At 45.8% G+C, this 21,750-nt stretch carries 20 protein-coding genes and 1 pseudogene; 3 read left to right on the top strand and 18 right to left on the bottom strand.

Annotation, left to right across the window (positions count from 1 at the left end; all coding sequences use genetic code 11):
* Positions 1-81: 81 nt before the first annotated feature.
* Complete coding sequence (locus tag NDK47_RS19805; RefSeq protein WP_251871495.1) at positions 82-1,242, top strand: stalk domain-containing protein; 1,161 nt, start codon at positions 82-84, stop codon at positions 1,240-1,242.
* Between the two features lie 135 nt (positions 1,243-1,377).
* Here NDK47_RS19805 and NDK47_RS19810 read toward each other — a convergent pair whose 3' ends face one another.
* The 13 genes and pseudogenes from NDK47_RS19810 to NDK47_RS19865 form a co-directional block, all read right to left on the bottom strand.
* Positions 1,378-2,349: an SDR family NAD(P)-dependent oxidoreductase gene (locus NDK47_RS19810; protein ID WP_251871496.1), complete on the bottom strand. Its 972-nt coding sequence runs from the start codon at positions 2,347-2,349 to the stop codon at positions 1,378-1,380.
* Positions 2,350-2,454: 105 nt separating this feature from the next.
* Entirely contained in the window at positions 2,455-2,976 is a 522-nt protein-coding gene (locus NDK47_RS19815; RefSeq protein WP_251871497.1) for a TetR/AcrR family transcriptional regulator, read from the bottom strand.
* A 230-nt stretch (positions 2,977-3,206) separates the two neighbouring features.
* On the bottom strand, positions 3,207-4,022 hold the full coding sequence (locus tag NDK47_RS19820; protein ID WP_251871498.1) for an ABC transporter permease: 816 nt from the start codon (positions 4,020-4,022) through the stop codon (positions 3,207-3,209).
* Entirely contained in the window at positions 4,019-5,029 is a 1,011-nt protein-coding gene (locus NDK47_RS19825; RefSeq protein WP_251871499.1) for an ATP-binding cassette domain-containing protein, read from the bottom strand. The genes NDK47_RS19820 and NDK47_RS19825 overlap by 4 nt, the downstream gene beginning before the upstream one ends.
* A gap of 189 nt (positions 5,030-5,218) precedes the next feature.
* Positions 5,219-6,193 (bottom strand): alpha/beta fold hydrolase, encoded by a 975-nt coding sequence (locus NDK47_RS19830; protein WP_251871500.1) that lies wholly within the window; start codon positions 6,191-6,193, stop codon positions 5,219-5,221.
* Positions 6,180-6,752 carry a MarR family winged helix-turn-helix transcriptional regulator gene (locus NDK47_RS19835; protein WP_251871501.1) on the bottom strand — a complete coding sequence of 191 codons (573 nt, stop codon included), beginning with the start codon at positions 6,750-6,752 and terminating at the stop codon, positions 6,180-6,182. The genes NDK47_RS19830 and NDK47_RS19835 overlap by 14 nt, the downstream gene beginning before the upstream one ends.
* Positions 6,753-6,921: 169 nt before the next feature.
* On the bottom strand, positions 6,922-8,475 hold the full coding sequence (locus NDK47_RS19840) for a HelD family protein (protein WP_322112070.1): 1,554 nt from the start codon (positions 8,473-8,475) through the stop codon (positions 6,922-6,924).
* A gap of 33 nt (positions 8,476-8,508) precedes the next feature.
* On the bottom strand, positions 8,509-8,940 hold the full coding sequence (locus tag NDK47_RS27745) for a hypothetical protein (RefSeq protein WP_322112071.1): 432 nt from the start codon (positions 8,938-8,940) through the stop codon (positions 8,509-8,511).
* A gap of 379 nt (positions 8,941-9,319) precedes the next feature.
* The gene (locus NDK47_RS19845; protein ID WP_251871502.1) at positions 9,320-10,663 is read right to left on the bottom strand and encodes a peptidoglycan D,D-transpeptidase FtsI family protein; all 1,344 of its coding nucleotides are present in this window, start codon (positions 10,661-10,663) and stop codon (positions 9,320-9,322) included.
* Entirely contained in the window at positions 10,647-11,177 is a 531-nt protein-coding gene (locus NDK47_RS19850) for an RNA polymerase sigma factor (protein ID WP_251876269.1), read from the bottom strand. Before NDK47_RS19850 ends, NDK47_RS19845 begins: the two co-directional genes overlap by 17 nt.
* A gap of 174 nt (positions 11,178-11,351) precedes the next feature.
* Positions 11,352-12,122 (bottom strand): nucleotidyltransferase domain-containing protein, encoded by a 771-nt coding sequence (locus NDK47_RS19855; RefSeq protein WP_251871503.1) that lies wholly within the window; start codon positions 12,120-12,122, stop codon positions 11,352-11,354.
* A 138-nt stretch (positions 12,123-12,260) separates the two neighbouring features.
* Positions 12,261-13,005: pseudogene (locus tag NDK47_RS19860) on the bottom strand (SDR family NAD(P)-dependent oxidoreductase).
* Between the two features lie 78 nt (positions 13,006-13,083).
* Positions 13,084-13,524 carry a hypothetical protein gene (locus NDK47_RS19865; RefSeq protein ID WP_251871504.1) on the bottom strand — a complete coding sequence of 147 codons (441 nt, stop codon included), beginning with the start codon at positions 13,522-13,524 and terminating at the stop codon, positions 13,084-13,086.
* Between the two features lie 407 nt (positions 13,525-13,931).
* Here NDK47_RS19865 and NDK47_RS19870 point away from each other — a divergent pair, with 407 nt between their 5' ends.
* Positions 13,932-15,095, top strand: coding sequence for an alpha-hydroxy-acid oxidizing protein (locus NDK47_RS19870; RefSeq protein ID WP_251871505.1), 1,164 nt, complete (start codon positions 13,932-13,934; stop codon positions 15,093-15,095).
* 438 nt (positions 15,096-15,533) lie between these two features.
* Here the strand turns inward: NDK47_RS19870 and tnpB are convergent, their stop codons facing one another.
* A complete protein-coding gene (gene tnpB, locus NDK47_RS19875; protein WP_251871506.1) occupies positions 15,534-16,652 on the bottom strand; it encodes an IS200/IS605 family element RNA-guided endonuclease TnpB in 1,119 nt (372 codons plus the stop codon).
* A gap of 149 nt (positions 16,653-16,801) precedes the next feature.
* On the opposite strand from tnpB, the gene NDK47_RS19880 reads away from it, so the two are divergent.
* Positions 16,802-17,263, top strand: coding sequence for a DUF3995 domain-containing protein (locus NDK47_RS19880; RefSeq protein WP_251871507.1), 462 nt, complete (start codon positions 16,802-16,804; stop codon positions 17,261-17,263).
* Positions 17,264-17,445: 182 nt separating this feature from the next.
* Here the strand turns inward: NDK47_RS19880 and NDK47_RS19885 are convergent, their stop codons facing one another.
* The 4 genes from NDK47_RS19885 to NDK47_RS19900 all read right to left on the bottom strand — a co-directional run bounded on the left by NDK47_RS19885 (position 17,446) and on the right by NDK47_RS19900 (position 21,655).
* Complete coding sequence (locus tag NDK47_RS19885) at positions 17,446-18,429, bottom strand: arsenic resistance protein (protein ID WP_251876284.1); 984 nt, start codon at positions 18,427-18,429, stop codon at positions 17,446-17,448.
* 496 nt (positions 18,430-18,925) lie between these two features.
* Positions 18,926-19,726, bottom strand: coding sequence for an ExeA family protein (locus NDK47_RS19890; protein ID WP_216541447.1), 801 nt, complete (start codon positions 19,724-19,726; stop codon positions 18,926-18,928).
* A complete protein-coding gene (locus tag NDK47_RS19895) occupies positions 19,719-21,071 on the bottom strand; it encodes a DDE-type integrase/transposase/recombinase (protein ID WP_216541446.1) in 1,353 nt (450 codons plus the stop codon). The genes NDK47_RS19890 and NDK47_RS19895 overlap by 8 nt, the downstream gene beginning before the upstream one ends.
* A gap of 38 nt (positions 21,072-21,109) precedes the next feature.
* Entirely contained in the window at positions 21,110-21,655 is a 546-nt protein-coding gene (locus NDK47_RS19900) for a DUF6431 domain-containing protein (protein WP_322112102.1), read from the bottom strand.
* Positions 21,656-21,750 lie beyond the last annotated feature (95 nt).

Below are 21,750 nucleotides of genomic sequence, written 5' to 3' on the forward strand. Positions count from 1 at the left end.
AGACTGTGTACGCGATGCCCTCATTAATTTATAATTACACTAAAATTACACAATCAAATTTTGATGTCATTGGAGGGGAAGATGAAAAAGATAGCATCAACGCTTGTCGCTGGAATTGTCGTGTTGTCAGGTGTATGGGCGTCTGCCGACTCCAACATTACCATCAAGATGAATGGGCATGAGCTTCAGACAGATGTGCCGCCGCAAATTGTGAAGGGAAGTACCCTTGTACCGATCCGTTCAGTCGCAGAGGGTTTGGGGGCTTCTGTTACCTTTGATGCAGACAAAAGAATCGTCTTTGTAACGGATGGGAAACAAAAACAGAGCGTTCCCATTACATATCAACAAAATTCAAACCAAATAAACGAGATAAAATTGGTCGTTAACGGTAAAGAGGTAAAATCGGATGTAGCTCCCCGAATCGTTAACGGAAGAGCAATGGTGCCTGTTCGAGTGATTGCAGAACAATTCGGTTCATCTGTCGAGTGGAATCCGGAAAAGAAAACCATTTGGATTGCGAATAAGATTATCAACCCTGCGGCGAAGGATTTTCAGGGACAAGCGATGATCACATTCTCGTATGATGACGGATTGGATACGTTTTATGAGAATGCTCTGCCTTTGCATGAAAAATACGGGATTCCTGCTACGCTGAATGTGATCGCGGAAAGGATAAAAAACGGAGCAAATACGGAATTCCTGGATGCAGACCAGATCAAAGACAGCTATGCCAGGGGTGTAGAGATCGGTTCCCATGCCTACTCCCATTACGATCCTTTAACCAGCAACAACGACGAAGACCTGGAATTTGAGCTTTCGAAAAGCAAAGAAATCCTTTTGGGCATCGTGCCAAAAGTAGATACAATCGCCATTCCGTTTTCCGCTTACGATAATCGTGTAAGGGAAGTTGCCAAGAAATACTACAAAGGTGTCCGTGTTTTTGAACATCAACAAAATCATATTCCTCCGGACGATCCTTATTGGCTGCACACCGCAATTGCAGTAACCAATGAGACGACGTTCGACCAAATCAAGGCTCGTATCGATGAAGCGGTAAAAAACAAGCAATGGTGTATAATCATGCTTCACGGGATCAAAACAGAAAACGACGAGTTGTATGAAATCAAACCAGAGTTGCTCAAGCGGACCCTCGAATATGTCAATCACTTAGGAAGAGAAAAAATCTTGCCGGTGAACACGATAGACGGCTTGACGATATCAGCACAAAAGCAAGGGAAGTAAGCAAGCTTAAAAAAGGATGGAAAAAAGCCGATTTTCCTTACGTGAAGGAGAATCGGCCCCTATCCAGCCCGTTCATCGCCGGGAGCAGTGAGTAAAATACTGATTTTTTCCAGCTTCTAGTTAGTGATTAATCAATTACTTCAATGTAGACTTATTTTTTCTTTGCAACATGCGAATCGTCTTCGTAATACCTTCTTCAAAAGGTGTCGCACGCACCGGGCCGATCAACCTCTCGTATTTTTCCCCGCTTAAGGTAAGCGGCTCTTCGGTTAAGTAAAGCATTTCCACTACCTCCTTCATAACTGGTACAGCCAGACCGAGCAATGACAGCCCAACTGGCCCCAATGAAATAACCGGTTTGGCGCTTCCGCTTGCCTGCCTGGCGATTCGCACGATCTCCCTGCCTGAAATCAGGCCTGCCCCCGGAATATTCCAGTTCCCTCCAGAGGTTTCGTCATTGGCAGCCAGCTCCACAATCATAAATGCTGCGTCAGGCAAATACACGTATTCCCGAGGGACCCGCATATTGCCGATGAAAAATGCCATCTTGCCGGCTGCGATGGCATCGAGAGTCGAGCCCAGATAAGAAGCCTCGTTCGCCGTGGGGCCGTAATAATCCGGCAAGCGGGTGATCATTACTTTTGCCTGGCTCCACCGGCTGTCGAACAGCATTTTCTCGTAAGCAAGCCTTGTCTTCCCTTTTCTGGTATGCGGCTGCTTCGGATGCTCCTCGGTGACCCGGTCCATCTGTCTTCTTCCATAGGGATAAATGCCGTCAATTACGACTACTTTCAAGCCTAGCTGGTCGGCGGCCATCATCACTGATTCACCTAAAGGAATCAGCCTGCTCTCCATCTCGTGATACGGCACATTCGCGCAATGGAACAGGACATCCGCACCTTCTGCCGCCATGGCGATGTCATTCGGTTGGAAAGCGTCACCTGTTGCTATGGTTACATTCTCGGGATTACCCAGCCTATCTTTGAGTTGCTCCAGCTTTTGTAAAGATCTTCCGAAGGCCACCGTTCGAATCCCTCGCTTAGCGAGCTCCTCTGTAATCGCAGCGCCCGTACCGCCAGTTGCTCCTACAACAATCGCTTTTTTCATTGGAATCACCTCATTTTCATAATTGTAATTGATCAATCACTAACTACCAAACAACTTATCATTTTGTAATTGATCAGTCAATCACTGTTTTTTAAGTACCCCCCTTCATTTTCCCATCAGTTCCGGCATGTTCAACGCTGTAGAAATGTTGCACAGCATCCCCCGCGCCAGGAACAGCATCGTCCGTTCCTCAGGATTCGGAATGCCGGCTGCTCGAAAAGCCTCCAGAACCATGCGGCGAACCTCCCCGAATCCATTGCGCATCGCTTCCCGAATCGAGTCTTCCTGAATCGTCTGCGCTTGCATTTGCAGCAGAATTTCATTCTCGTAGGCGTTCAAAATATCATCGTAGGCCTGGATCAAATTGGTCTCCAGCTGTTCCGACGAGGTAGACTCCACGACTTTGCGGAAGGAATCGATCACTCGTGTCCAAGATACCTCCAACGCCGCAAGCAACAATGCTTCTTTTGTGGAGAAAAAGCGGAAAATATACGGCTGCGATATATTTGCCCGTTTCGCGACTTGTGCCGTCGTTGCCCGGTAGTACCCAATCTCTGCGAACACCTCAATCGCCGCTGAAATAATCTCTGTTTTGCGATTAACTGAGGTCGTCTCGGATTTCGCCATCGGTTTGCCGCCCCCTGCTCAGGTTAGTGATTCATCAATTAGTTCCCTATTATATACTAGGATTGGCTACGAAACAATTTCGCATTGAGTGATTCGACATCACTACAAAAAATCGCAGCTTGATGCTCACATGACCGAGTGAGAGAGGTTGCCCTTGCTTTTTTGCTAAGCGGTGGCAATGTATCAGAATAGCCTCTCCCACGGTGGCCAGTTTTGCTGTTCACAAATAGTTAAGTGCGGCGCATATAAGCACGTACCGTGAGCGGTGCGAAGATGGCTACAATGACTGCAGCGCTAACGAGAGAAATAATGAACTCGAAGCCTATCGCGCCGTTATTGGCCAATTCGCGGACGGCGCTGACCAAATGTGAGATCGGGTTGATTTTTACGAACCACTGGAGCCAGTTTGGCATCGTATCAACTGGTACGAAAGCGTTGGAGAGAAAGGTGAGCGGAAAAAGCACGATCATGGAAATCCCTTGTACGCTTGCGGCCGTACGGGCAATGACTCCGAAAAAGGCAAATATCCAGCTGACAGCCCACGAGCAAGCAATGACAAGCAAACCAGCAATAACGACGAATCCGAGACCTCCGCCGGGCTGATAGCCCATGATATACCCCATAGCAAAGGTGAGTACAGTCGCAATGGTATAGCGTACTGTGTCTGCGAGCAGGGCTCCGGCCAAAGGCGCGATGCGCGCGATCGGCAGTGATTTGAACCGGTCGAATACACCTTTATCCATGTCCTCGCGAAGCTGGACGCCGGTGACGATGGAAGTGGCGATGACGGTCTGCACAAGGATACCTGGAATGATGATCGGCAAATAATTCTGTACGTTTCCTGAAATGGCGCCGCCAAATATATAGGTGAACATCAAGGTGAAAAGAATTGGCTGAAGCGTGACGTCAAACAATTGCTCGGGAGTGCGCCGGATCTTCAGCAGTCCCCGATAGGCCATCGTCAACGAGTTGCGAAACGCCTGACCAAGACCTGCGCGATTTTTTAATGGACGACCAATCTCTTGCGTCAAGGATGCACTTTTCATGCTCTGACTTCCTCCGTTCTGTCCGGTTGTTCTGAAGCTTGCGGCACGTTTTCGGCGGGACCATGACCCGTGATCGTTAAGAATACTTCGTCCAAGGTCGGCTTCTGCACGCTGATCTCAGCTAGCTGAATTCCCCTGGTGCGAAGAGCGATCAGCAAATCAGTTACTTGATCGGCGTCGGCCATTGGTGCCGTGATCTTGCCAGCTTCTGCTGTTATACCGGAACGAACATCGAGCACCTGTTCCACGATTTCCCTGGCATCTGGGATGTCCCGTACATGCTGGACTCGCAGATGCAGCGCCGAGGTCCCGACGGATGCCTTCAGTTCATCCACCGTACCTTCTGCCACGACCCGGCCCCGATCAATCACCGCGATCCGGTCGGCCAGTTGGTCTGCTTCATCGAGGTATTGCGTGGTGAGCAACACAGTCGACCCTGTTACCACCAGGCGACGGATCGTATCCCACATCTGCGAACGCGTTCGCGGGTCCAGCCCGGTCGTCGGTTCGTCCAGGAAAATGAGCGGAGGCTGCGCAATGAGACTGGCTGCCAAATCCAGTCGGCGGCGCATTCCTCCAGAGAAATGCTTCAGCGGACGCTTCGCGGCTTCGGTCAAACCGAATTCCTCCAACAGATCCGCTGCCTTGCGCCGTGCCTCGGAGCGCCCCAGTCCAAGCAGCCGGGAGAAAATAATCAGGTTCTCTGTTGCGCTAAGCGACTCATCCACCGAGGCGTATTGCCCTGTCACTCCAATCAACTGCCGTACGATATGCGACTCTTTCACCACATCGTGCCCGAAAATGCGCGCTTCCCCGGCATCCGGTCGGAGTAAAGTCGCCAGCATGCGAATTGTCGTGGTTTTGCCTGCTCCATTTGGACCGAGCACGCCGTAAATCGAACCGGTTCGCACATGCAAATCCACACCGTCTACAGCACGATTGTCCCCAAACGTTTTTACAAGTCCACGGGCTTCGACCGCCCAATCATTGCTGTGCTTATCGTTCATTTCTCCATCTCCTTATCTGCTGATTATTTTATATGGATACAATAGCTTGCTGATGTAAACTGAATGTAAACTGGCTGGCATGTTCATGGTTCAAGACTTTTCGTTCGCGCCTTACCCCTCCATGCGAACGGTGTTTCTACAGCAAGAAAACGGCATCTCTGCCGTTTCCGTCCTTCCTTTATGGTGGAGCTATTTCTTCAATATCTCCCTCTTGTTTATTTCCATCAGCGCTTCGAAGAACAGATCAGGTTGATCCATCATCGTCATATGTCCGGCCTCGGGAATGACGTATATGCCTTTATTGGGAGCTTCAATCTCTTCAAAGTATTTTTGGGCAATGACATAGGGAGTCTGCCAGTCATTTCCCCCCAAAATATAATAGATGGGCACTTCATATTCTGCCTTTTCATCACGGAGATTGAAATCCCCCAGAAACCTGTGAAGATGTGCATTTGCACGAAAAATCTTCATAAATGCGACAATATCCGAAAATCGGAAAATGGGGCTCTTGAATACCGTGATCCAAATCGAAAGATCTATTTTCATGGCCAAGTTATATTTTCCTTGAAGCTTTCGTACTTTGTTACACTTTTTCAAGAATTCTCTTTCAAAAACGATCTGATTACCTGGATATTCGCCGATCGACTGAAGCTTTTTTTTAGATTTTTCATCACCGGATTGCTCAATCATTTCTAACAGTTTGTTATAGCCAACTTGCTCATTTTCCAGCATATTGACAACTTGCCCAACGCCGATATAGTAAGCTGCCTCTTGGGGGTATTTTCTGATGAATACCGATCCTAAAACACTGCCCCATGAATGACCGAGAATGACGATCTTTTCTTTATCGTATTTGGTCTTCAGGTATTGAATGAGTTCATATAAATCCTGCAGCAGCAAATCAATGGTTGGGAGTGTATCTGGATTCTTCGTTAATGTTTTTCCCGCTCCACGCTGATCCCAATGTACTACGGTATAAATTTCCTCCCATTTTTCCTGAAATGCCCTCGTGAATAAGGATTCAACCGATCCAGGTCCTCCATGCAAAAACAGCATAACGGGATTATCAACGTTTGTTCCCAAGTGGTATAAATATTGACTGATCCCATTAATGGTTACATATTCCTCCATGCAAATGGGCCTTTTGGATTTATTCTTCGTCATTTACCTTCTCCTTGTTTGATTGGTTTCTTCGCTTTTCGAATTCCATTAACACTCTTGTTTGTATTTCATCTTGATTTTCAACCGGTTCCAGGTAGCCTTCCTGCTCAAAACCGTCCTGTTCTTCACCGTCAAAACGATACAATTTCTTCAACAGCCCCCACAGTTGTTCGAGTTCTTTCGCTGTGAATTCTGTAAAAAGATCCGTCATAAAATAGATTCCTTTTTCGGAAGCTTCCACCAAAACCTGTCTCCCCGAATCCGTGATTTTGACATTGACAGCGCGCTTGTCCTTCCGGCTGGGAGTAACATGAATGTATCCCTTCTTCTCCAATATCATGATGATTTGTTTCACATTTTGTTTGCTGGTGCCCAATTTTCTTCCGATGTTGTTCAGCGTTGTTTCGTCTTCCTCCAGATGGGCAATCGCCAACATCGCCATGTACTGTCTGGATGTCAGGCTCTCGAGGTATTGGTCGCCTTTTATTTGAATCTTATTTGCAAGTGAAAACAAGGTCGCATAAGTCTGTTGCATCAAAAACAATTCTCTGTACATATCCATGCGCATCTCTCCAGTTAGACAATATATAGTCTAATTGAATCGTACCAAGGAAGAGGATCTTAGTCAATATATTGTCTAATTACTTTTTGAAAAGTATACAAAAACCACCTGCACTTTGTGCAAGTGGCGCTGTCCGATTATCGCGGTGGTTAGCTTCACTGCCCCAAATTTAATTTAAAAATGGAGAAACTTCTCCTGAGTAAGTAATCGTAAGCATATGCATGGCCCTTGTGCAGGCAATATACAGCAAGCTTCGGTCCATGTCTGTTTTATAATTCTCCGCATCCACGAAGGGCACGATGACTTGATCAAATTCAAGCCCTTTTGCCAAATGTGACGAAGTGACAATAATCCCCTCATGGAATTTATCGCTGCTGAAATCCAATAAATAGACCGCTTTGCTACTATTTCGAATCTCTTGATACAGTCTTTCCGCCTGACTTTGCGTTTTGCAGACGATGCCTAAAGAGCGCTGCTCCGATCCTTGGAAATCTTCAATGATTTTCTTAATCTGTGCAATCTCATCGCTGCTGTCATTCGTCTTTTTAATCTCGGGGCAAGGGCCGTGGCGCTCGATTGGCATGATCCGGCTGTTCCGGTTTATCTGCTGGGCAAATCCTATAATTTCGATTGTCGACCGGTAGCTCTTTAACAACTCAACGACATCCGCTCCGGGAAAAACCCTTTTGATCTCTTGTAGTGACGAGGATGAGTAAGGATTCACGGATTGATTGCTATCCCCCAGAATTGTCTTTTTGCATTTAAACAGACGGGACAAAACAGCGTATTGAACGGGCGTGTAGTCCTGCATCTCATCCACCAATACATGCTTCACCGAATCGAAACCCTTTGTGCCTTCTATGTGGATCTTTATATATACCAAAGGAAAAACATCGGAATATTCCAATACCTTTGTTCGTTTATACTTGAACAGTTCCGGCCTTCCCATATATTCATAAAAATCCTTATAAATCACAAGTAAATTCAGAGATGTAAACATCCTTTTGATTGCCGCTTTGATTTTTTTAGCTGTTGGAGCCGTTATTTTTTCTCCGTTTTCATCTCTCATGTTTGCTGTAAGAACCGACGCCGTTTTATCCAGTCGTTGTCTGATCGGCAGATTTCCCGCACTTCGATAAGCGCTCATGATGTCCTCTTTTGCGATTTGTACGCCCTCGAATGCTATATCGACCGGGACAAAGTAAGACTCGCTCATCTCAGCCAAAAACCGATCCAAACGTTCGACCATGTCTATGCCAGATTTAAATTGGATACGCTCAATTAGCGACTGGTCGTTCGAAACCGCAAGCTCCGACACCTGCTGGCCGAAGGTCTGGAATTTGCATACTCCTTCAAGTTCTCTGGCCGCAATCTCCTCCATGCCAAGCTCCATAATCTTCTCTTCACCCAGCTCCGGCAAAATATTGGAAATATAGTCGGAAAACACTTTATTCGGGGAGATAATCCATATATTCTGAGAGGTTAATGTTCCTTTATTCCTGTACAACAAAAAGGCGACCCGGTGAAGCGCGACAGAGGTTTTGCCCGATCCGGCAACTCCTTGAATGATCAGTTCATAGGAGTGCTCATTTCGAATAATGGCGTTTTGTTCCTTTTGAATGGTGGCGACTATATTTTTCATCTTCTCATTCGAAGTCTGACTGAGCTCCTTTTGCAGCACTTCATCGTTGATGTTCATCGAGCTTTCAATCATATATTGCATGACGCCATCTCTAATCTTGTACTGCCTCTTCAATCAGATTTCCCCTTCAACATGTCCTGCTGGAGCAGAATAAGACGCTCTGCCGACTTCGAAATCATAAAACATGCTCGCTATAGGGGAGCGCCAATCATAGATGAGATTCTTTTGGCTGTTCTCTTCGCTAAAAGCATGAACCCCAATATAATGAGATTCTCTTTTCTTCTGGCCATCAGCGACGAAATCCACCCTCCCAAAATACGGGGACTCCATCAATTTTTGAAGTTTTCTTCTTTTGTCGACTGCCTTCTCTCCTTGATCAATCCTCAGTATGATGTCAACTTTATGTGCTGCTGTCTCCGCTGGATCAATTTCAGATCTGTTCTCCCAGAGATATTTTTTGGCATCGATAATTTCATGATGTGCCGAGTTGATCGTTGATTCTATCTTCCGAAGCGCTTCTCGCAGCCTGGAAATCAGATTCGCCAAATATTCACGTTCTTCCCTTTCCGACTGGTTCCGTATCATAAAACGCCCTCTTTTCTTTTAAGAATACTCAAAAGTATAGAGGGAATACAAAAAAAATATAGACTTATATTTTTCTTTGTAGTATTATATTTTTATCGTGGGTACAAAAAACCACATACATAATTGTCGTAAATTGTAACTGTAAACAATAAAAACCAAGTTCTAAGCTGTAGGACTTGGTTTTTTTCGTTTTTGTAACTATGCTCATCTGTCAGATCGATGTCCAGCAGCATGGTATTTCCTTTTCAAACTCATCAAGGTAATCGAAACACGCTTGTTCAAGCACATTCACTCTCTCTGACCGAAAAGCGAAAACCAAGCAGTAGGTCTGCGGGAGTGTTCAATCTACAGGCTTTTGCTGCTGGAGATGCTGTAAACTATTTTCCATCACTTCTCTGAATAGCGGAGATACGACCTTCCTCCACGCTAATCCAACAGGAGGTTCAATCTTCGGACCATCAACAGCTACGTACACCAATAGCTTGGGATTATTACTTGGTGCAAAGCCGATAAACGAAAAGATCTGTTTGTTATCCATGACTTTTCCTTGTTGATCATATTTTGGGGATATTCCTGATTTCCCGGCCACTGGATAATTGTTTATGACAAAAGTTTTATCCGCTCCAAACTGGCTGTGTACAACAGACTCTAAAATATCTCGCACTTTTCTGGCGGTTTCTTCTGAGATGACTTGCCGGACGTAATACTCGTGATTCTTTTTCGATTCTGGCTTCTTGTTGATATGAGGTCTGAGCAGCTTACCACCGTTGGCAATAGCGCCGATAGCAGCTACCTGTTGAATCGCCGACGCAGAACCAGCTTGTCCCATAGCAGCGACGGCTACCTCTCGTGCATTGCCCAAATTGGGTATCTGTCCTGCCTCTTCATCAGTAAGCTCAATTGCTGTCTTCTGTCCAAAACCAAAGCGTTCTAAATATTCCTGAAGCACATCCCCTTGTAAACGTTCGCTGCCGAGCTTGGCGAATGCGACATTAGAAGAACGCTGGATTCCTTCTAAATAGGGAATCTTCCCCCAGCCAATTCCATTGTTGTGGTCTTTTATTAGCTCACCTGGAGCAATCTCGTATGTTCCCGATTCATAGATTTCTGTTGGGTTGAACTTTCCCTCCTGAATCGCTGCCGCCAGGGTCACGACTGGAAAAGCGGCTACAGGGCTAGGCATCGCTCTTACGGCATCAGCCTGTTTTTTATCATCGATGGCTTCTGGATTATGATTCCCGATCGCAAGAATCTCACCGGTATTTGGATCGGATACAATTACCGTCATATTTTCAGGGTGGTAGAGTGCATTGGCCTTCTGTAACGCTTCATCCACATATGCTTGAATTTGCGGATCGATTGTGAGGACGGTCTCTGCTTTTTTTTCATGGGTCTCTATCGAGGTTGCACGCAGTACCTCTTCTTCAATCATCCGTTGCGCAATCGGCACAGATGAAGACAGCAATGGAATAACCAACTGATAGACAATCAACACAAAAGCAAAGGAAATCACGATGCCTCCGATCCATTTACGATGTTGTTTTCGTCTTTTCATCCGAGCAAGCGATTCCTTTACATGATAGATATGCTCTGCTATTTCCCTTTGTTTGTGCTCATCCATCCGAAACCTTGGAAATGAATCAAGCAACGTACGGATCTCTTTGTCTTCAGAAGATGGCGTCATGCAGATGAACCTCCTTGCCACGATTGGTCAATTGTTTTTGCAGTTGTTTGATCGCTCGATGCAGCGTCGTGCTTACTTTTGCTTCGCTCCATCCCAAGATTTTTGCAGTCTCTTCTGTAGATATTCCCTCAATCAAACGGAGAATCATAACTTCGCGATACGTCCTTTTAAGCTGATTCATCGCTTGATAAACTTCATGCAATTGTTCCTTCAACACCAATGCTTTCTCAGGTGTACGCTCTTTGGAAATGAGGAAGCCGAGGACGGTTTCGGGAAACCAATCGATCATTTTTTGCTTTCTCATGGAATCAATCGCTGCATGGCGCGCAATGGTGAGAAGCCACGTCTTGGGCTGTGCTCGTCCTTCGTAATCGGATAACCCCCTCAGTGCTCTTGTAAAGACTTCCTGGACCAAATCCTCCACATCTCTTCTTCCGGTAAAATACGCGAGGTAATTGTATATATCATTGCCGTATTGCTGAAACCATCGCTCTATTCGATCATCCGATTCCATTTGTACGCTCCTTTCCATGTTCTTCTCTCTTATTAGACGAAGAAAAGAGATTTGCTTACAGTTTTTCTTCATGACTCCATTTGAAAGGCGAAATGAAAAAATCCCGGCTCACTCAAAAAAAGTGGACGGGATTTTGTATAGTAATTCGGAGAAGCTGGTATCAACAATCGTATGTTAACCCCAAACGATTTTTAGATATTTTCGATACAATTCATCCAACTCTGCTGTTGGGTCTGTTCGTAAACTTGTACACGACCTCGCATATTGTGTTATATCATCAAATTGCTCTTCGATAAACCGATGTAAAATATCGTTCCGCTTTTCCATTTTCAATTCTTCTCCAGACATCTTTCTAGTGAGCAATTCTTCGATTTCCCTTTTCAAGTCAGGTTCAACAATCAAGTCAAAAATCAGGTCTTGAAATAGCAATGGTGGGCTTGTATTGTATTTTTTAATCCACATACATGCGAGCAATGGGCGTAATACATAGAAGTACTTTTTGATTCTGACTTCTTCCCCCTGCAAGTAATCTCTAAAATTTCCTTTCGCCATACTCAAGTAGTGATGTAAAGATGCTTTAGGAGAAAATACTCTGTCTCTCAGCTTCACCATGTCGTCCTTAAATCCGTAAGCGCTATAATACACTGTGTCAGAGATCAACCATTCTAGTAATGGTGGGTTCGATTTTCTAAACAGCTTTAGCGTTTTCCTGATATCCCACCCGCTCATATCCAAAAGATCATTGATAGGCACTTCGATAACATCCCTTTTATCATCAATCGAAAGATACCATTCTGGATGGCATATATAAACAAACCGTACATCATAATCGCTGTCTTGTGACGGGAAGCCCCATGCCCGACTACCGGATTCAACTGCAAGCAAAACCTTGATATTCTGCTCTCGTTCCATTCGCATGAGTTCTTTTTGTATCGATTCTTTCATATCCGATTCCCCTCGTTTCACATTTCTTTGTTCGATATTCCCGTCTATCTATGTGCTCACTTCAATCTCTTTCTACATAAATGCAAAAAACCCTTGATTTCCCAAGGGCCGTTGTCATAGGCATGATAATGGGACGTGTTACACTGCGGTGTAGCCTCCATCCACTAGCAAACTCGTACCCGTAATGAAGGATGCATCCTCGCTAGCCAAAAAAAGAACGGCTTTCGCTACTTCCTCGGGTTTTCCCAATCTGCCAAGTGGATGGTGCCCGATCAGATAATTCGAAGCTTCTTCGTCCAAGTCACTTATTAACGGACTATCAATGTATCCAGGGCATACTGCATTGGCACGAATCCCTCTATTCGCATACGCAACTGCTGTCGATAATGTCAGCGGTATGACACCGCCTTTTGCGGAGGCATAAGCGGAAACTCTTGCTTTTTCCAACATAGCTGTGCACAGAGCCGCAGTTGACGATCACGCCTCCGTCTCCAAGATTCAGCATTTGCTTAATCGCATGTTTATTGCAAAGAAAAACCCCTGTCAAATTCACATCAATGGTACGTTGCCATTGGCCTAGGTCAAGCTGATCCGTCGGACCGTCGCATCCGATTCCCGCGTTGGCAAATAAAATGTCTAACTTGCCGTATTTCCAGATCGTCTGATCCATCAGTCGAATAACCTCATCCTCTTTGGTGACGTCCGTTTTCATAAAATAAGAGTCCAAACCTCGTTCATTCCATTCATTGGAAATGATCTGCCCTGTTTCAGAAGCATCTGCTATGACGACTTTCGCACCCTCCTCAGCAAATAATCTGGCTGTCGTTGCTCCAATCCCACTCGCCCCACCAGTAACAATAACCACTTTGTTCTGAAATCTCATTGGAACAGACCTCCTGCATTCTCTTTTAAAACTAACTAGTTATTTATATTTACGGATAAAGAATGCCATCACTGTACATCACAACAGCGATGGCTCCATTACCCCGCAAATAACGAACTTCACAATCTGATCTCTGAAGTCTTCCTGTGAGAGCGTCCTTGCAGCTTCATGATCAACCCTATCATTGAGCCGCTTGTATGACTGTAAAAATGGAATGACCATATTCATCATGAGAATGGGAAGCATCATCTCATCCAGATCCTGGCGGAGGATTCTATTTTTTTTAGCCTTTTTCGCGATCTCATAGAATAGGTAAATATCATCTGGAGAATACGATATTTTCTTCCACGTTTTCCATTCTTCCGCTGCTTCCCATGTAAAAATTTTTACGTACCTGGGATTATCAAATAAAAATTGGTAGGATGTACGGACAGCTTCTTCCAGCAACCGGCGAAATTTAGCCGGATCGGCCGCGCTGCTCTCATCCAACAGTAAATCGCCAGCCAACCTTTCAAACATTTTATTACCCGATAGATCAGCACGCTTGACGACAGCTGTGAGAAGATTACACCCTTCAGTGGACTAATTTCCCGTAAATTTGTCCAAGCTGGGACTGAGATGCTTCGTCATGTTTGGACTTGGAAAACGGCGGAATCCTTTCGGAAAATGGCTGGACAAAAAAGGCAATCCCCAAGAATGGGGCATCAAAAAAACGAATCTAAACAAGTACACCTAAGCAAATTGGCCCCACCAAAGAGCACCATGAAAGAATCTTGGGTGCGCTTCGAAAAATCGATCCCAACATCAATCAAGACGACTTATGAATGAGGTGAGCGGCACCGTCGTATCGACTACGTGGGCACTTTCGGTCATAGGTTACTTTTCCATGAAGAAAAAAATATCTACCGAAACTTGGAGGTACATGAATGTCTATTCATAGCGAAACGATACAAATGGACATCTATCAATCTGGCGATGAAGCTGCAAAACTTTTACCGATATCATTTGAAGAATGGGAGAATCGGGCAAAAAAAATTCTCGCTGCCGCGCCATTTGGCTACGTTTACGGAGCTGCAGGAGCAGGAAATACGCATCGCGCAAATGTAGATGCCTTTCAAAAATATCGACTCAGGCCAAGGGTTTGTTGCGATGTTTCCAAACTCGACCTTTCCATATCGATTTTCGGAACCAAATTCCCGGTCCCCTTCTTGCTAGCGCCGATCGGAGTCAACACAATTCTTCATTCTGACGGCGAACTGGCCCCAGCTAAAGCCGCAGCGAAGTTGGGCGTTCCTTACATACTTAGTAACGTATCCAGTGTCCCCATGGAGCAAGTGGCAGAAACGATGCAGGACGGCGTAAGATGGTTTCAAATGTATCCCCCGAAAGATCATGATCTTACAAAAAGCTTCCTGAAACGTGCAGAGGCTTCCGGATTCACGGCTATCGTCGTCACGGTGGACTCCACCCTTCTTGGCTGGCGCGAAACCGACTTGCGCAACGCATACTTGCCGTTCCTTACCGGACAAGGTATGGGTAATTATTTTACTGATCCGGTCTTTTGTTCAAAGCTTAAGGAAGCACCTGATAAAAACGTCAAAGAGGCGGCTTTGAAAGCTCTGGAAGAAGGGAATAATACCTGTTTTACCTGGAAAGAGCTTGACTTTATTCGCGAACACACCCGTTTGCCTGTGCTGATCAAAGGAATTACTCATCCGGACGATGCCATCTTGGCTTTAGAACATGGAGTGGACGGCATTATCGTTTCGAATCACGGGGGGCGTCAGCTTGACGGAGCAGTAGCAACATTGGACAGCCTGCCTTCCATATGTGAAGCCATACAAGGAAAAATCCCTATTATCCTGGATAGTGGCATTCGCAGAGGAGCTGATATCCTAAAAGCGATTGCCCTTGGCGCTTCTGCCGTTCTAATCGGTCGCCCGTATGCCTACGCCTTAGCCGTTGCTGGAGAAACGGGGGTAGAAGAAGTGATTAGACACCTGGTTGCAGAAACCGAACTGCAATTAGCTATATCCGGGCGAAGTTCCATTCAAGAAGTGGATCAATCTCTTATTATAAAAGTAAAATGACCCATCATCCGGTAGGAAATGAGGAAGCTCGTATGAATTTTCATTTCATGTGGGAAGCTTTGATCGTATGATTCGTCGGATTTTGTTTGCTGCATATTGCTGGCAAAAAAACAGCAGGGGAAATGACAGGTCTTGAAATCATTACCCTGCTGGCCATGGCCTCTATCTAAAACATCTCATACCGAAAATGCTACCATACTATTCCGATTACCGATTCTATCTTTCCGATATAGAGCGGAATATCATTTGGAATCCTCCCTCCACCTGGAAAATAAAATGGACCGATAAGCTGTCTTACAGGAAGAGGATTGTCCGTAAGCAATTTGTTGAACGCTCCCACCACTTAGCTTTTACTCGCGTTCGCTTGAAGTGGGGGATTCTTGGGTAATGACTTCTACCGAAGCCAAATGTACCAAGCGATCCCTGTGCGACCCACAGTTAAGTTAGGATGATCCCTAACAATCGAAGTCCTTCTTGCTCAATATTCTTACTTGCATTAATATCGCGATCATGGACGGTTCCACACGATGGACATTCCCATTCACGTAGATTGAGATTCTTTACCTCTTTATGTCGATATCCACAAGAGGGATGGGAACATAGCTGACTGGATGGGAACCGTTTGTCTACGATGCTGATGATTCTACCGTACCATTTCGCCTTGTATTCAACCATGGTACGAAAAGCAGCCCATGATGCATCTGCGATTGATTTGGCCAGCTTGTGATTTTTGACCATGTTTTCCACCTGCAAGTCCTCCATACAGATCACTTGGTTTTCGCGAATCAGTCTGGCAGAGAGCTTGTGGAGAAAGTCGTTGCGTGTGTTGGATATTTTTTCATGTAAGTGAGCAACTTTGATCCGTGCTTTTTCCCGGTTTTTCCCTCCTTTCTTTCTACGAGAAAGGATTCGTTGCCATCTGGCTAGTTGCTTCTCATACTTTCGATCGTTCTTTGGATTCGCTATTTTTTCTCCAGTGGAAAGCGTAGCAAAATCCTTGATCCCAAGATCAACGCCTACCGTTTGTTCTCCTTGTTCGAATGGTTTGATGGCCACTTCACAGAGAATGGAAACAAAGTATTTCCCGGATGGTTTGCGTCTGATGGTAGCAGACAAGATCCGTCCCTCTATTTCTCTTGACTTGACACATTTCACAAGTCCCAGTTTCGGAAGTTTCACATGATGACCGACCATTCCTATATTTCCATTGGTGTACTTCGTTGTGTAGGATTGCACAAGATTCTTCTTACTTTTGAATCTGGGCCGATCATTTTGTCCCTTGAAAAACCGCGCGAAGCTGTCTCCCAAATTCTTTACAGTCGTTTGAATGGCAATGGAATCTGCTTCTTTTAGCCATCCATACATGGTTTTGAGAGCAGGAAGTTGTGAGGAGCAACGACGATACGTTAGTCCTTTCCCTGTTTCCTGATACGATTGATTCCACTTGTCGAGGAAATGATTGAACACAAACCGGCAGCATCCAATCGTTTTGTTGATGAGCGTGGCCTGTTCTGGTGTTGGATATAGACGGAATTGAAACGCTTTGTATTGTTCCATGGAGTTTCACCCCCTTTAAGAACACTTGTTCTTAGTCTAGTTTACCATGTAATTCCAAAGAAGTCGACCATTCATCTCCCACTTATAGAAGGTAGGAGTCTTCTGGTCAAATAATGATAAAATGGGCTTGTCGAAGGGGTGAGAATAAAATGAGATGGCGAACATGGTTTATCTATGCCGGTATTGTATGGACCTTGTTTTTTGCGTTCATGAGTTTCTACTGGGCAGCTGGCGGAATGATCGGGGTAAAATCACTGGGTGGACAAATATACCAAATGGCGCTGAACCGGGACCAGGAGTTTATTCCGATAGTTTGGGCTACAGGGGTTGTTAAATTAGGAGGCGTGCTTCTTTTATTCTGTTTGATGAGAAAAGGAAGCTCGCGATTAAAGATTAGCAAATGGTTATCGATTATGAGCATGTTAGCGGGAATCTTTATGATTTTATACGGTGTGGGAAACTTCATCACCATCTCCTTCTCAGCAATACACGTACTAGATTTTGATCTGGAGCCTTATGCGATAAAATGGAGGCTTCTATTCTGGGAGCCGTTTTGGATCGTTGGTGGCATCTTTTATGTACTTGCTGGGTATGGTAAAAAATCAAATTAGGGAAGTAAAGTGAACCGTTGTGGGAGAGCGCAACACTGACCTCTACACTGCCAGTGATAAAAATTCTTTGTGAAAACGAGCCAATCTCAAAAACCCTTGAAATCTCGGTTTTTTCTCGTATGGAAGGGGTCCCTATCCGGATTCCGCAGGTGCCCCCTTCTCTGATTCGGATCGCAATCTACCTAACCGTTTATCATCCCGTCCGTCCCTGGTAAAAGTACCCTTGGAACGAGACGAATATACAATAGCTCCCCAATAAGTTCTACAATTGTCTGCGTTACGATTACTGCAGACACCACCCCGTTTAGAGGTTCAGGCAGCGCCAGTGCAAAAGGAAGAACGACAAGAGAGTTACGAGTTCCTGCACTAAAAATAAGAGCCCGCCCTGCTCCGGTATCTAAACGGAATATACGAGAAACGATACGCGCAATAATCGGTGTAATGGCCATATATGCTACATAGACGGGAATCACTTGGATAATAGAATCAAACGAGGTATATAGTTTAGAGATTTGTGAGGCAACGACAACAAAAAGGGTTAGTGCCATAAAAGGAACAGGAAGCCATGCTGTCGCATCAAGAAAACGTTCTCCCTGTGATTGCCGTCTTGACCACCATTGCGTAAGGAGAGCAAGTACCAGTGGAACAACAATAAGACCTAAAAATGCTTCGAAAAATGGCCCGACACTCACAATCTCTGCCGCTTTCTCGCCCATAAAAATCCATAGATAAATAGGCAAAAAAAGCATTTGAGTGACAAAGAGTATAGGGGTTGAAACCAAAACAAGCTTCTCGTTCCCACGCCCAAGATGTGTAAAGACAATAACATAGTCAATGCAGGGGGTAAGCAAAACAAGAAGTACGCCTAATAGGATTGCTGGATCAGTTGGTAGAAACCAGGTTAACCCCCAAACAAGGAAAGGTACAGCTATGTAATTCGTAATAAGCAGCGCATAGATAAACTTTCGATTTGTTAACGCCTCCTTTAAACGAAAAAAAGGGATTTGGGCAAACATGCCATACATTAAGATGGCAAGTACAAACGAAATCATACGATCTAAACTTTCGCTGGATTCTGGCCGCAACAAGCCATAGACAGCGGCGATAATTAGTACGAAAGCATATAGCCATACTTGATTCTTTTCTAATTGTTCTCTTGAAATCACTTCTCGCACTTTCCCTTCCTAACACGAACCCGCACTTAACTTGACGTTTTATGATTCAAGTATATGTCGTTAAGGAAAGTGATGTAAATCCAGAAGGGCGTTGGTTCGCTGGGATTGGGTTCATCAGCAGGCTTGCCTAACCGAACACGTTCATCTGTCAGATCAATATCGAGCAGCATGGTATTTCCTCATCAATCTGTTCCTTTTACCTTTTCACTATTCTGTTCCCACCCGCCAAGATTATCAAAACACGCTTGTTGTAATCCCCGCAATTTGGTTATGAGCCCCTCTATATCACAAGTATGTATGGTATCAACTATTACGTTATCTTCTTCGGTTTTTGATCGTATGTGTATTTCCATACACCCGTCCCATCTCACATTGGCATCAAAAGTTCCATTGTTATTGCTAACGCATAATGTCCGGAGATTGATGGTGTAAGTTATCCTGCTATTGACGGTTAATCTGACCGCATCCGGATATACGAGAGGGGGAATTATGATAATTCTCCCTGAATGACGCGTTTAACCATATGATCATCGATGATGCGGTGTTTGTTCTGGGCCCCATAGATTAAACAATGGGTGCATACTTTGTTGATTAGCCTAGCTGCTCCACTAGAAAAGCGATAGATGTCATCAATGGCTCCGTCGGTGAATATGTCCCGTTCCGCACCGGCATAGGTCATGTGTCTCTCGATGTAAGCTCCTGTTTGGGCCCGGTCGTAATGCGGAAGTTTGCATTGCAGATCGATGCGTTGACGAATTGCAGCGTAAGCTTGTAGGTTAATGCGATCCCAGAGTTCGCTTTGCCCGACAAGGATAAGAGCCATTGGGCTTTGTGCATCCATCTTAAAATTCAGAAGAAAGCGAACCTCTTCCAGCATCTCACGATCCAAAAGATGACTTTCATCCACGACCACGACGGGCTGCAATCCATGAATTCCTCGCATGAGCTCAATCTCCCGATGCAACTGACGCTTCGCATCCCCGCGATAAAACTTCGACTCACAACCGAGTTGTTCCAGTAGTCCCTTGTAGAAATGCCGCGGGGTCAGCTTTGAATCTGACAGATAGAGCACTTTGAACTTTGCGGGATCCAGTTCTTCCGCAAACCGCCGAATCGTTGTCGTCTTCCCCGTTCCGCAGTCTCCGGTAACGACAGCAAACCATTGCCTCTCTGCCGCATATTCTAACCGTCCCAGCGTCTCTTCCAAAATGACCGACTCATACAGCTCGCTAGGCGGGACATCTCTGGAGAACGGTGAACGACTAAGCTCGTAGAATGCCTCAAACATCGCCATTCACCTTACCTTTCCTACGGTAACTAACGGCCGGAGCTTGCACGGAACGGCGGTGATGACTCTGTACTTCGGCAGCACTTAGCAGCCTTGACGATTCTACTGGAACAGGCTGAAGATGGTCTGGCAACGGAGGACGCTTTCCGGCGCGTTCACCGATCACGAGCTCTTTGACCTTCCACGGTTCGTGGCCTTCATACTCAATCGTCAACTCGGTGGTGTCTGACGGGTCATACACGACATCCACGGTACATCCGATGAAAGGAAGCCCCACTTCATATTTTCGATCCAAGAAGCTAATGCAACCGGTTTTGTCGACTTTGCGGGTTTCACAGTGAAGGAATGCATTGGCAAGTTCCTCCGGTTCCACAAACCGAAGCGCCTTCTTGTCATTTCGAAAGGCGATTTCAGGGCTTCGTTTGTTTTCTAATGCCGAATGCGGCTTGTTCTGGTAGCATTCCGAGAGCCAGACCTCGAACAACTCATTCAGTCGGTCGATCGTCTTAGGCTTTTCAAGTGCTGCTTCGCTAAGGAAAGAATCTACCACCCGGTTGAATCGCTCAACCTTACCGGTCGATTCTGGCGAGTACGGTTTCGCAAAAAGAAGTCGCACACCCAATTTGGAACACGTCCGTGTCATCCATTTGGTACGGTACTGCTTCCCATTGTCGAAGTACACCGCCTCCGGAACACCGTATTTCTGAATGGCCTTTCGGAAACAGTCTTCGACGATCGTCTTATCCATGACCGGGTAAAATTCGCCATGCAGCACGAATCTCGTCGCATCGTCGATGAAGGTGACGAGAAACACTTGTTTCATCGCTCCATCCGGTCCAATGGGCAGGTACGGACCATACTTTAAGTCCGAGTGCCATAGACGATTGCGGTGTGGCTGTTGGAACCTGCGAGCCGCTACACCAGAGTTTGCATACATTCGCATATGTCTTGTGCTGTAACCACGTTCCGTTAGCTTCTCTTGAAGCGTGCTCCGTTTGATTTGACCTGGCTTAACGCGGCCTTCCCATTCCAGGATCTGAATGATCTGGGTGACACTACGACTTGGTACCTCTCGCCGCAGCAAGATTGCTTGCTCCAAGACCTCCGACGGAATGGCGGGGGCTGCGGGTTGCTTCCCTTTGCTCTTCGGCTTTAATCCGCCAAAGCCATCTTGCCGGTAGGCTGCTAGATACCGCCGCAGCGTTCTCTCCGATATTCCGATTTGCTCGCAAATTCTTTGCTTGATTTCCCTCGCCTTTGCCGGATCGAGCCCTTCCGTAAGCAACGGGGCAAGGAGCTGCACACGGTCTGCTGCGATTTGCTCTGCTTTCTTTTGATCTTTCATCCCATTACACCTTTCCTCTGATAGATTCGTTTACGAGTCTATCTCAGAGGGCCTTGGACAAGAATGCAGAACGGGTATGTAACCCAAAAGTTTGAATTTGCAACAGGCCGGACAACTCTAGCTAGCCATCCGTCAGCATCACCGACATAACGTCCGAATCTATGGTGTGCAGCTTGTGAAGGAGTGGACGATTCCTCCACAACATCTAGATGAAAGCGAATGGCGATAGACTCTAAGCACCCTAGCAAGTAGGTGGCCATGGAGCAAAACCAAGCCCGCCAACGGTACAACGTGGAGTTGTCTGCGGCAACATCTACTTCTGACGGTTCAGACGTGATGACATTTTCCACACATTCCGACTCGTAACGCTTGTAAGGTACAATGCAATCCGGTAACTCATGATGAATCTTCCGACAAGCCGTACAACGCAATCTTCGAATAACCAACTCGCTCTTTTCCCCTGTAGCATGAACAATCTTCCGGCCTCGGCTACCGATTACCGTTAAACTCGCAATGCAGCAAGGGCTAGGGACAATTTCTGCACACCTAACAAAAAACGCCGGGGATCTTCTCATCCAGCTCATAATTTGATACAATGATCATACGTTTTGTGAGGGGATGTCTCCAGTGAGCTTGCGCGAACAGGCTCACGCTATATGGAGGCATCCTTTTCCTTTTC

It is taken from the genome of Brevibacillus ruminantium (assembly GCF_023746555.1).
Lineage (GTDB): Bacteria > Bacillota > Bacilli > Brevibacillales > Brevibacillaceae > Brevibacillus > Brevibacillus ruminantium.